The sequence below is a fragment of the Paenibacillus spongiae genome (genome assembly GCF_024734895.1).
GTDB classification, from domain to species: Bacteria; Bacillota; Bacilli; order Paenibacillales; family Paenibacillaceae; genus Paenibacillus_Z; species Paenibacillus_Z spongiae.
In genome coordinates this window covers 3737815-3749649 of record NZ_CP091430.1, presented here as the reverse complement: position 1 = coordinate 3749649, position 11835 = coordinate 3737815, and the positions used below count along the sequence as shown (strand labels likewise).

Sequence of the window (11835 nt, the reverse complement as noted above, 5' to 3'; positions counted from 1 at the left end):
GGTAATTTCTAAAGTTCAAACGTTAGCCAAAGGGTTTAATACAGAAAGGTTAACATGCACACATAAGAGGAGTCAATTATATAAACGCATAATCAATTACATAAACGCATATTATTCGACATTGACCTGACTGTTTTTGCACGATATATTTATATCAACCATAAAACGCGCACAAACAAGGATTTCACATATAGACGAGAGGATTTTGCCATCATGTTAAAAGAAGAAAGACATCATCTTATATTGGATTTATTAAACAATGAAGGGAAGCTCATCGCAACCGAATTAAGCTCACGCCTGAATGTATCTGAGGATACGATAAGGCGGGATTTAAGGGAGTTAGATGGAATGGGGGTTCTGCATCGCGTCCATGGCGGTGCTCTATTAAAGGGGGCCTCTACGGTTAAATTTGAAGAGAAATTCAATCAAGCTCCGGAAGCTAAAACTCATATTGCCGAAGTTGGTTTAAAACTAATACGAAATGATCAAGTCATCATTATTGATGGCGGAACGACAACGTTAACATTCGCGCAGCAATTGCCGTTTGATTTAAAAGCAACCGTAATTACAAACAGCCCGCCTGTTGCTGTAGCATTATCGCATCATCCGAACATTGAGGTTGTAATGCTGGGGGGCCGATTATTTAAGGAATCGTTAGTTAACACGGGTATCGCCACGATCCAGGCGCTTGAGGACATAAGAGCAGATATTTACTTCATGGGTACTCATAGTGTCCATCCCCAAACAGGCATTAGTATTCCCGACCAAGAAGAAGCATTTATAAAACGAAAGATGGTCAATATATCAGCGGAAACGGTTGTTCTCGCCGAAGCTCATAAGTTGGGTACAGCATCTACCTATGTTGCGGCACACGTGAATGAAATTAGTTATCTGGTAACGGAATCTTGTGTGTCAAGTAATGTCCTCATTGAGTATGAAAAATTAGGTATTACGGTGCTGCAATAGGATCTTCGCAAAAGGATCTTGTATGGCTCCCCATGTTCTCCTCATGGTGTCTAGTAGGTCTCCCCCTATCATCGAAAGCCCACCGCGGTTGGCAACCGGGTGGGCTTCTTCACGGAACCAACGTCTTCTTTCTTCCTTGGTCATCCCAGCAGACGTGTGACAGAGCGTAATCCGCTTAGCCCCCGTCACAAATTGCCGATTGTGTTCATGGTTACGCTTTACCCTTGTTTCACCAAGTTTTCTGCTGTGCGGAAAGCCAGGGCTAGAATGGTCAACACCGGGTTGACGCCGCCGTTGGTTACATGCACGGAGCCGTCACTCACCCAGAGATTGTCATATCCATGTACACGGCCCATGGGATCGGTGACGGACGTCGATGGGTCGTTACCCATGCGAAGCGTCCCAGCCTGGTGCTGCCCGCCACTAAGTCCATTGCCTGCCCGGGTCCGCCAAACCTGGCGTGCTCCTGCAGCCCAGAGCCACTTCTCCGCTTGCTCCGCCAGCATTGCCGAAGCTCGAAGAGATTCGGGGTGGGCACTTCCGGAGAGTTGAGCAACGGGTAGTCCGAAACGGTCTTTGACCGTGGTCGAGAGCCGCACTCTGGACTCGGCGGACGGGATTTCTTGGATCGGACCTTGAATCTGGCTCGTGCGCAGATAGGTTTCGCGCATTGTTTCCTTGCCTGCGATTCCCCAGCGGGCCGCCTCCGGAGCAAGTGCGCGATACCAGTGAATGAGCGGCAGCCGGGTGAATTCGTTGGCCAGCAATCCTCCCCCGATAATCCCTGCTTCGTTGCTATGGTCAAAGCGGAAGGTGGCTATGCTCACCCCCGGACCAAGACCGTCCTGAATCGGTTCATCAAAGAGGCCATATGCGCCGGAATAGAGATGGCCTTGCAGATTCCTTCCAACTTGGCCATACCGATTGCCGATCCCGTTCGGTTCCGCATCGCTTACCGAGTTGAGAAGGAGGCGCGCGCTTTCAATGGCTCCGGCGGCAACCACCACATGCCCCGCCCGCACCTGTCGGCGCTGGGTCGAGCCCGCTGTTTCCTGCACAAGGTGAACCCCGGTGGCACGTCTTCCCGCTTCTGTATCGATGCGCTCCACTATGGTATCGCAGATCAGGTCGCAGTTGCCGGTAGAGATAGCCCTCACCAGCATCGTGTTGTGGCCGCCATTTTTGCTGTTGGTTGGGCAGGCGAATCCGACACACTGGCCGCACCGCCCGCAAGCTGGCCGGCCGTCACGTTCGACAGAATTGATGAGAAGAGGAACCGGCCCCGCTTCCCATCCCAGCTTCACAGCCGCCCGGGCCAAGCGATCCGCTTCCCTCGTCCTCGGCAATGCCGGCATCGGATATGGACGCTCCCGCTTACCGCGTCCGGGATGCGCATCTCCGTCACCGGAGACACCGACTTCCCATTCTGCGCGCTCGTAATAAGGTTCGAGGTCCTGATAGCGAATTGGCCAATCGCTTAGCGAGCTTCCATCCGGAATTCCATAGCGTGTCGCCATGCGAAAGTCCTCCGGATGAAACCGCCATGCCTGTGCCCCGTAGACCCTTGTTCCGCCGCCGACAGTCATCGCGTTATTATGATAATCGCCTTCAAAAGGTGCGGTGATCCGCTCTTCTCCACCGGACAAGAGAATCGTCCGGGAGTTGCCTTCGAGCGCAGGGCCAGTATTATGACCGTATTTGCTTAACCGATGATTCCGTAGATGATCGCTGCCAACCTCACCATATCGAAGCCAGCTTCCGCGCTCGATGACGAGAACGCTAAGTCCCGATTCGGCGAGCATGGCCGCAGCTACCGAACCCCCGGCCCCCGCTCCAACCACGACTGCATCATACCGGTCCCGAAGCTGGCCGAAGGATCGCTGCGGCAAATCGGTTTCCTCGACTGGCGCACGGGTTCCAGGTATCGGTCCCGGACGAAATCCGATCATGTTCCACGACTTGCCCCCGCGATTCCCGCCTGCTTCGGGGCTACCATAGTAACCTTCGATGACGAGGCTCAATAAAGTGTCAAAAAATTGCTTCGATGAAACGGGCCAGTCCCGAACACGTTCTTGCTGGATATCATGCAACAGACTGTCTTTCTCGTCAGCCGACAGTTCGGCAAAAGACCGGGCATGGCGAGCTGCAGCTTCAGCATTCACCGCAAGAAGTCCGGGCTCGATGATATTCGTCCAAGCAGCAGAATCCTCGCCGGCATGACGCTCCAAATATGTCAGTACGCCTGAATTGGTCGCCGATGGCCATGCATCTTCCGGAACCATACAGTCGGCAACCGCTTTCAAAACCGTTATTACCTCAGCAGAAAAAGACTTCTGATCGCCGGGCTTCATCTCTCAACACCATCCAATGCCTCGTAATCTTTCATCCTCATGAACTTCTCTCCTATACGGGTCCCAAGTGGCCCCTATCAGTTTGCCAATCCTATTGTAGATAAAACATATACGATGGAGAATTATTAATCAACCCTTAAGATTCCAAATCACCAGTCGCATGTGATAGAACCTCGTTATATCCTCCACGAACGAATATTTTCACTAAGATCATTCATGAATTTGCAGGTCAAGCCATATGTTTGTTATATATAGAATAGGGGGGCATCGTTTATGAGCGCAATATTATTAAGTGGATTATTTGGTGTTCTTGCGGTTTGGATTACAGGCTTTATCATTACATTTCGTAAACAGTTAACATGTATGGTTGGAATGATGGCTGCGATGGCACTAGGAATGACGGTAGGATTAGCTCTGGGTGCATTGTTAACATTGTGGCTTCCTGGCCAATTTTTTTACTCCACGGTGATAAGTATGATAGCCGGAGGAGCTATCGGAGTATTAGCCGGTGCACCGATCAGCCTTATGGCTGTGATGGATGGACTGTTATCCGGAATCATGGGCGGTATGATGGGGACGATGCTCATGGTCATGATGCCGCAGCCATATGCAGGAATCACGGTGAAATTCATGTCTGTAATTTGTAGCGGTATTCTATTTCTGCTATACCTAATGCTTCAAGGGGAGATCAAAACCAGCAGCTTACGACAAAAGTCTTTTTTATTATCCAAGCCCGTATCCATGTTCGCAGTTATTGCAATAACATTGATCTTTACATCGTTTAGCCAGGTAAACGGTCGGATAGATTCCGGACACAAGATGGTTCCTGCTTCGGATCATTCCAAGCACACAAATACCCGTTCATCAAGTGAGGCCGTGGACAAAGAGCTTCTTGTGCAAGCGATGGAATTCTCCTTCTCCCCTACTTCAATCCGAGTCGTAGAAGGTCAAAAAGTTAAAATTTCGTTAGCCAATCAAGGAAAAGAAGTGCATGATTTCGAAATTGTTGGGACGAGCGTACATATACACTCCGCTCCCGGTGAGAAGAACAGTATGATCGTCAGCTTTGATAAGGCAGGATATTATCAAGTCGTATGTACCCTGCCTGGTCATAAAGAAGCTGGAATGACTGCAACTATTCATGTTGCAGCCTCATAGCTTAAATCACATGCTCAGTCGCTGAGGACTCTGGATGCTCCGGCTAACGTTTGTTGCGTATAAAGAAGAACATCATCAAACCTGCACTGATTAGAATAACAGCTATGCTTGTCCACTGACCAGCGGTCCAATTTAACATATAGCGCGACGAATCGCCTCTTAGAAATTCGAGCATAAATCTTCCGAGCGCATATAGAATGTTGTACGTAAGGAACATGAGTCCATTCGGCAGTTGTTTGTTTTTCAAGGATATTAATAGTGCGAATACGATTAAATCCCATTGTCCTTCCCATACTTCAGCGGGCCATAGCGGCTGCGATCCGTACTCATCATAAGCCATCGTCCCTTCCGGATAGACAATGCCAAAATTAGAACCCGTAGGAGAACCGAAGGCATCTCCATTAAGAAAACACGCAATTCGTCCCACCGCTTGCCCTAATATAATGGCAGGAGCAACAGTATCGGCAAATTCCCAAAAAGAAATCCGATGAATGCGTAAGTAAATAGCCGCAGTAATAAACCCTCCCACCAGTGCTCCTTGAATAGCTATTCCACCATTCCAAAACGCGAAAATTTCGGACAAGTTCTTGGAATAATAGCTCCACTGAAAGAAAAATACATGCCAAAATCTCGCACCAATAATAGCTCCAAACAAAGCATATGGGATGATATTAGGGATGTGTTTCTGATATGGAGTCCCTCTTGCCAAAAAAAGAGCTGCACCTATAGCAAGCAATACTGCCAGGGCCACAATTAGTCCATAGGAACGGATCGAAAAATCACCGATCGTAAAAAGGATGACTCTCATTCTAGGTCCCTCCATTGTTCGTTATGCATAGATATAGTCATATTCTAAAATGATTAAAAGATCCATTTTCAACGAATGATTTTGGAGAAGACGTCCTCTAGAGTTCGGTTTTGCTCAGTAATGATTTTAGCCAGCTCTACTCCGATAAATCGAAGGTGCCATGGCTCATAGGAATAACCGGTGATCTCTTCCTGTTGTTTCGGATATCGAAGAATGAAGCCAAATTCTGCAGCATTTTCAGATAGCCACTTGCCTTCTTTAGAGTCGCCAAATGATGGTATAAGGTCGTATCCGACGCTAGAACTCGATACATCGATTGCGAGCCCAGTCTGATGTTCACTTTGCCCCGGAAGAGCACTCCATTTATTCGCTGCATCCTCTCCTACTTCTTCAGAATAATGATTAAAAATTGCATATTGGGTTTCATAAGATCGATAGCCTGAAACAGCCTTTAAATCAATTTCATTCTCTTTTGCTTTATGAAACAATTTCTCTAGCGCCTCGGCTGCCGGTTTGCGCAATTGTTTCTTGGGATGGTAACCCGTAAATGAGAAATCCACTTCTGGTATTATCAAATCCTCCGGCTCATAGGTAGGTGGAAGATTTCGTTGTTTATTCACGAGAACCAACGGACTGGAAGGATTCGTTATCATTGCTTGACCATCTGTGTTTTCCTTTACGTTCAATTCCGGTGCATTCGCTTGTACCACTGCCAGAAGTGAATCAGATAGATCCAATACCGACTTCTTCTCGATTGTTCTATCCTTTAATAGGGAATCTTCATTTTGTGTCTGTTCAATAGATATCTGCTCTACTGACATGTGATCAAGTGTTGGTGACAGATCCTGATCTGGTTCAGCTTCCTTCTTGACTTTGTTCATCATATGGAATACTTGGGAAAGATATTGTGAGTTTTTAAAAGAATCGACTGTCCAGAATATGCCTATCCCTGCAATAGTAGCGGCAAGGATAGCTTTTGTCATCTTCATACAGCTCGGCCTCCATACAACACTTCTGCTGCTATCTATACTCGTAATAGACTAATTAATTGCGATTTTGATCCACCACAATTTTTCTGACAATCGTAACTTCAACTCGTCTGTTTTTGGCTCTTCCGGCATCAGTAGCGTTTGAGGCTATTGGTCGAAATTCACTGTAGCCGATTGCGCTGAAACGTTCAGGATCCAAGTTTTTATTCATTAACATGATGTCCATAAACCGAAGCGCGCGTTTAGCGCTTAGATCCCAGTTAGACTTGAATTGCTTGGTAGATATCGGCAAGTTATCGGTGTGTCCAGCCACAATGATTTCGTACTCAGGATACTGCTCAAGTATTTTGGAGATGGCGATAGCAAGCTTGCGGGATTCGGGTTTCACGATAGCTTGTCCGGATTGGAACAATGCGTTATCTCGGATCGTAATCGTAAGTTGGGATTCATCCAGTATCGTGTCAAGCTGAGTAGTCAGACCTTTGCTTTGGATATACTGATCGATTTGGTTCCGGATCTTTCCCAGCTTTGCTTGCTCTTCATTCATCAGTTTTTCAATCTGCCTGTCGTTTTCTTCCTGTTGTTGGTTGCCGCTAGATTCCCTAGAAACCCTGCTTTTACTGCCAATCCAATCATCGGAAACAATAATGGCATTGCTCTTATCGGGAATGCCTTTCCCGGAACTGAGCGCGGAGCCAAACGCTTTACTCATTTCTTCAAACTTCTTGGCGTCTAATGAGCTCATCGCGAATAAGACGATAAACAGGGCGAGCAGTAACGTTAACAAATCGGCATATGGGATCAGCCAACTTTCATCGATATGTTCTTCAAGGTTTTTGTGCTTATGCTTCTTATACAACCCCTAAGCCCCCAGTATCCCTGTATTGAAATCAATCGACCACTATTAATTCGGGATAATAGTTTACCGAATTGTTATTGATATATAAGGAATGCCATAAAGAAAAAATGTAGATCGTCCATATCTTGCGGGAATAGTCCCCCGCCCCGGACCGATGCTTCTTTAGCATGTCTTTTATATGATCCATATGAAACCATTGGCGTGCGTTGCTTCCTGCGATTTGCTCAACGATCGTATCGCCAATATCGGTATGCAGCCATTTGCGAAGAGGTACTGGGAAACCCAGCTTAGGACGGTCCAGGACATGCGCAGGCACAATGCCTTCCATGGCTTTGCGAAGCACGTACTTCGTGGTCCCATTGGCGATGCGATAAGAAGCCGGGATCTTTCGGGCAATATTGAAGACTTCTTTATCGAGGAATGGTACTCGCAGTTCGAGCGAATGAGCCATGCTCATTTTATCTGCTTTCATCAGAATATCGCCAGGCAACCATAGATTCATATCAATGGTTTGCATGCGAGTCACATCATCCGAGCTGCGGCAATGATCGTAAACCAGTCGGGTAATCTCCTTTGAAGGAACCCATGGGAAATTCAGATCGGGATGACTAGCAAGTATAGTGCGTTTTTCGTCCTCGTTAAATATTCGTGCATTTCCAAAGTACCTATCTTCCAAATGAGTAAGTCCACGTAACAGATAATTTTTACCGTAAAACGAGAAAGGCATTCTTCGAATCATCTTTTCCAAAAATGATCGTATCCTATCTGGCAGCCAGGTTACAGCTTTTAAGGACGAAGGCTCCCGGTATATCCGGTAACCTCCGAATAATTCGTCGGCTCCTTCTCCCGATAAGACTACCGTTACATGTTCCCTTGCCAGTTTCGATAGACGGTATATGGCGATTGCCGAAGGATCGGCGATAGGCTCATCCATATGCCATACTGCCTTCATCGTATCCATAAAAAAATCATGGGGTGAAATAATTTCGTCAAAATGCTCCGTACCTAGACTTGCGGCTGTTTGTTTGGCAAAGACCGTTTCATTGTTTTCTCCGCTAAACCCAACCGAGAAGGTCTTGGTTGATTCGGATCTGGACATATAGGTTGCAATAGCCGAGGAATCAATGCCGCCGGATAAAAAACTTCCTCTGGGCACATCGCTTTGTCTATGCAAGTGGACAGACTCTTGTAATACGAACCGAATTTCTTCGACAAACGTTTCGATCGGACGATTTTCCGGCTCGAACTTTGCCTGCCAATAACGCTTAATCGATTTATTTCCTTGTGAATCAATCCGTAAGCAGTAACCGGGTTCGAGCTTTTTGATTCCTTGAAACATCGTTTCCGGTTGAGGAACGTACTGGAAGGTCAGATAATGCAGCAAACTATTCGGATTGACTGTCGGCACGACTCCGTCAGCGGCAAGAATGCTCTTTATTTCGGAGGCGAATAAGAACTGCTTATGATCCTGATAGAAATAAAAAGGTTTAATGCCAAAATGATCGCGTGCGGCGAATAAGATTTGCTCATTCCGATCCCATATGGCAAAGCTGAACATTCCTCTCAGATAGTCTACACAGTTTTCTTCATATTCTTCGTAGAGGTGCAATAAAACTTCAGAATCGGTATTGGTTTTAAACCTATGGCCTTTATTTTCTAGCAGCTGCCTTAGAGGTTTATAGTTGTAAATCTCACCGTTAAAAATAAGCCATAGACGATTATCTTCATTTGTCATCGGTTGACTTCCATCCTCTAGATCAAGGATGGACAATCGATTAAACCCCAATCCAATCCGATCGACAACTTGAATTCCATTTTGGTTCGGTCCTCGATGAGTCATGGCAGCGGTCATTCTTTGCACAGTCGAGGATTGAGGCTCTGTTCCCTCATCAAATAATAAAATACCAGCGATTCCACACATAGTAGGCATTCCCTCTCGTAACTACACATTGTAGTTTATTTTTCATATTAAATTGCAAAATGAAACTGACTGACTGTTCAAGATGAAGCTGAAGAATCTTTTTCGCTATAGTAATTGCGCCGAATGAAGTAATTAACGGCCCTCGTCATGAAACCTATTGCAATGCATGAAACTGCAATGATCTGCTCTTTCGATAATCCCATCGAAACGATCATTTTTGATTCAAACCATGATATCAGAAGAACGATGACCCCATATCCAATGAAGCCGTAATAGGCCACCCTCCCCTGCCCGAAAACCAGTCTGCGCAATACCCAGACAAGAGGAATCATCAACAAAAGAATGTAAACATTGATCGGATGATAACGCAGCGAAGGATCCGGAAGGGTAATACCCCAAGGTACGGTTGTCAGCGAGCCATATTGCCAATGCGAGAGCAGGTATACAAATGAAGCCGCTAACCATCCTACAGCCAACGTATCCATAGCTACCTGCCAGTCCAATTTACTTCTCCAAATTGCATATGCCGTGTACAACAGTAACGCAGCGATCGCTATTTGGATGCCTAGAGGAGTCCCTGGATACATGATCAAAGAAAGAGGCTGATTTAGTAAAGACAGCTCCGTAAAAGCAGGGCTAATTTTCCAAATAATGATAGCCAATATCAATCCTGATGACAAAGCATCGATGATCGGCAAATTGTCAGGTGATTTGCGCTTAAGTACGACCTTCATAACCCAAAAGCCAATCACAGCAGATGTGATAAGGTATAGCCAAGTCCAACGGATCATCAGCGGCCCTAACTCCAAAACATCTACCATCAGGCCTCTCCCTTCGAAGCTTCTATCATGCGCTGAATCAAATTTTCTAGCGTCTTTGGAGACACGACACCGGTAGTCACATGAATAATTTCACCTTTGCTATCAACGAAATAAGACGTTGGAATAGACTTGATCTTGTAGAGCTTCGAAACCGCCCCATTCTCGTCCAACAACACAGGAAAATTAAATTGAAACTCTTCCGCAAATGAAATAGCTCCTTCAAGGCTATCATCAGCTGTTAAATTAACCGCGTAGATTTCGAATTCATCTTTGTACTTCTTATAAAAACGGACTAAGTCCGGCGCCTCAACCCGACATGGACCGCACCAGGACGCCCAGAAGTTGATGAGAACGGGCTTGCCCCCGAGGGATGAAAGCGAATATAACGAACCATCAAGTCCTTTCAGCTCGAACCCCGGTGCTTGATAGCCAATTCTTGCTGTCTGTTCTTTGTTGCCTCCTTCCGGTTGAAATATAGCTAAAATAACTAATACCGTAACAACAATCAATAACAGCAGTTGTTTTCGCAAGCGAAATCCCCCTCTCTGTTCATCCAACCCACAATTATCGTTGCAATATTAACACTACACCATGTAGTACTAATATCCAAGAAGATAGCGGCTTACGTGCAGCCGCTAATTACAATACTGCTAAGAATTACTATCATAAACGAAGATATCGTTACCGGAATAAAATCGAGCAAGGGTACACGGATTTTCTTCTTTGGTTCAATTAGCCTCTGCAAGCGATAGTTGATCGCCTTATCGGCGAATCCGATACCGATCGCGGTTCTCTGGCTTAATCGGGAGCACTTTAATAGTACGCTTGCAAGATCAATCGGAGATTTCATATGCATAACCGCATAATGGTCAGCTTCCAGCTCAACCCAAACATCAATATAATGAGACAATCGTTTTAGGATGGGAATGAAGGGCAAGCTATCTTTCATGATCCTAACCATTAGCATTCGAAGAGGATCGTAATTTTGACAATGACCGCTCTCGTGCAGCAGTATAGCATCAATTTCCCGTTCCGTAAATTCGTTGAGAAGAGCAGTCGAAATCACGATTCTCGGCCGAAGGGAACCAAATGCCAAGGCAATTATTGAATCGTGGCGGATTACAATAATTTCATGCCCCCACTTTTTAAACTTATGATTGAATTGTTTGGACAATCGGTTATGGCGAATCATCTGTAATCTGACGTTCCATCTTCTCTCATGGATGGCCTGTTTGCCAATCAGCCACAAGATCATTCCGAAGCTGTATGCTATCATTACATTTAGAAGGACAAGCACTATCTGATGTAACACGGATTGTTCTTGTAATGCTGCAACACAATACTGCAATATGGCCCATTTAGGATCAAATCCAAATAGCTCATGAAGTAAATAAATTGCCATTTGACCCCAAACAAAAAGACTAATTAATATCATGCTCGACAACACGATATGATAATTTCTAGGTTTCATGGCTTGTCTCGCTTCCACTCATCTATTCGGGCCTCTAACAACTCCCTCAATGAAGGGTCAGCCTGTTGAACGGCGTCAAATAAATGATTTAACACGATTTCACCATACTCATGCACAAGCTCCGTCGTTACGATTCGTGTTTGCTCTTGGATAAACTCTTCTTTGCTTTGTACCGGATGGAAGGTACTGATTCTGTTTCTTCCTTTTCCAATTGTGTTTTTTTTCAGATGTCCTTTCTCAGAAAGGCGATTTAATACCGTCATTACGGTGTTAAATGATAGCTCTTCACCGAGTAAAGATTGAACTTCCTTAATCATGACCTCTCCGCGGCTCCAAACGATCTCCATGATTTGGGCTTCAAGGGGACCGAAAAACCTTCTCAAACCCTCTTCACTTAGTTTCATTCGCTGTACATTCACTTCCAGCCATCCCTTCCAACTCTCATACCACGTTATATTTTCCGCTAATGCCCTTTATTTATACTACAGATT

General features: G+C 45.7%; 11 protein-coding genes. 2 read left to right on the top strand and 9 right to left on the bottom strand.

Going from position 1 to position 11835, the window contains the following annotated elements:
• The first annotated feature begins 213 nt into the window (after window positions 1-213).
• Entirely contained in the window at window positions 214-966 is a 753-nt protein-coding gene (locus tag L1F29_RS17160) for a DeoR/GlpR family DNA-binding transcription regulator (RefSeq protein ID WP_258389503.1), read from the top strand.
• Between the two features lie 218 nt (window positions 967-1184).
• Here the strand turns inward: L1F29_RS17160 and L1F29_RS17155 are convergent, their stop codons facing one another.
• A complete protein-coding gene (locus tag L1F29_RS17155; protein WP_258389502.1) occupies window positions 1185-3317 on the bottom strand; it encodes a GMC family oxidoreductase in 2133 nt (710 codons plus the stop codon).
• A gap of 273 nt (window positions 3318-3590) precedes the next feature.
• Here L1F29_RS17155 and L1F29_RS17150 point away from each other — a divergent pair, with 273 nt between their 5' ends.
• A complete protein-coding gene (locus tag L1F29_RS17150) occupies window positions 3591-4475 on the top strand; it encodes a cupredoxin domain-containing protein (protein ID WP_258389501.1) in 885 nt (294 codons plus the stop codon).
• A 43-nt stretch (window positions 4476-4518) separates the two neighbouring features.
• Here the strand turns inward: L1F29_RS17150 and lgt are convergent, their stop codons facing one another.
• The 8 genes from lgt to L1F29_RS17110 all read right to left on the bottom strand — a co-directional run bounded on the left by lgt (window position 4519) and on the right by L1F29_RS17110 (window position 11763).
• Entirely contained in the window at window positions 4519-5283 is a 765-nt protein-coding gene (lgt, locus tag L1F29_RS17145) for a prolipoprotein diacylglyceryl transferase (RefSeq protein ID WP_258389500.1), read from the bottom strand.
• 68 nt (window positions 5284-5351) lie between these two features.
• The gene (locus L1F29_RS17140) at window positions 5352-6272 is read right to left on the bottom strand and encodes a M15 family metallopeptidase (protein ID WP_258389499.1); all 921 of its coding nucleotides are present in this window, start codon (window positions 6270-6272) and stop codon (window positions 5352-5354) included.
• 55 nt (window positions 6273-6327) lie between these two features.
• Window positions 6328-7131, bottom strand: coding sequence for a flagellar motor protein MotB (gene motB / locus L1F29_RS17135; RefSeq protein WP_258389498.1), 804 nt, complete (start codon window positions 7129-7131; stop codon window positions 6328-6330).
• Window positions 7132-7162: 31 nt separating this feature from the next.
• Window positions 7163-9052 (bottom strand): asparagine synthase (glutamine-hydrolyzing), encoded by a 1890-nt coding sequence (gene asnB / locus L1F29_RS17130; protein WP_258389497.1) that lies wholly within the window; start codon window positions 9050-9052, stop codon window positions 7163-7165.
• A gap of 77 nt (window positions 9053-9129) precedes the next feature.
• On the bottom strand, window positions 9130-9873 hold the full coding sequence (locus tag L1F29_RS17125) for a prolipoprotein diacylglyceryl transferase family protein (protein ID WP_258389496.1): 744 nt from the start codon (window positions 9871-9873) through the stop codon (window positions 9130-9132).
• Window positions 9873-10403, bottom strand: coding sequence for a TlpA family protein disulfide reductase (locus L1F29_RS17120; protein ID WP_258389495.1), 531 nt, complete (start codon window positions 10401-10403; stop codon window positions 9873-9875). Before L1F29_RS17120 ends, L1F29_RS17125 begins: the two co-directional genes overlap by 1 nt.
• A 92-nt stretch (window positions 10404-10495) precedes the next feature.
• Window positions 10496-11344 carry a M56 family metallopeptidase gene (locus L1F29_RS17115; RefSeq protein WP_258389494.1) on the bottom strand — a complete coding sequence of 283 codons (849 nt, stop codon included), beginning with the start codon at window positions 11342-11344 and terminating at the stop codon, window positions 10496-10498.
• On the bottom strand, window positions 11341-11763 hold the full coding sequence (locus tag L1F29_RS17110) for a BlaI/MecI/CopY family transcriptional regulator (protein WP_373876512.1): 423 nt from the start codon (window positions 11761-11763) through the stop codon (window positions 11341-11343). The genes L1F29_RS17115 and L1F29_RS17110 overlap by 4 nt, the downstream gene beginning before the upstream one ends.
• Window positions 11764-11835: the final 72 nt, after the last annotated feature.

Excerpts from the sequence above, each read along its gene's own strand:
- lgt (WP_258389500.1), bottom strand. The coding sequence starts at position 5,283 with ATGAGAGTCATCCTTTTTACGATCGGTGATTTTTCGATCCGTTCCTAT.
- L1F29_RS17115 (WP_258389494.1), bottom strand. The coding sequence starts at position 11,344 with ATGAAACCTAGAAATTATCATATCGTGTTGTCGAGCATGATATTAATT.
- L1F29_RS17140 (WP_258389499.1), bottom strand. The coding sequence starts at position 6,272 with ATGAAGATGACAAAAGCTATCCTTGCCGCTACTATTGCAGGGATAGGC.
- L1F29_RS17155 (WP_258389502.1), bottom strand. The coding sequence starts at position 3,317 with ATGAAGCCCGGCGATCAGAAGTCTTTTTCTGCTGAGGTAATAACGGTT.
- asnB (WP_258389497.1), bottom strand. The coding sequence starts at position 9,052 with ATGTGTGGAATCGCTGGTATTTTATTATTTGATGAGGGAACAGAGCCT.
- L1F29_RS17150 (WP_258389501.1), top strand. The coding sequence starts at position 3,591 with ATGAGCGCAATATTATTAAGTGGATTATTTGGTGTTCTTGCGGTTTGG.
- L1F29_RS17125 (WP_258389496.1), bottom strand. The coding sequence starts at position 9,873 with ATGGTAGATGTTTTGGAGTTAGGGCCGCTGATGATCCGTTGGACTTGG.
- L1F29_RS17160 (WP_258389503.1), top strand. The coding sequence starts at position 214 with ATGTTAAAAGAAGAAAGACATCATCTTATATTGGATTTATTAAACAAT.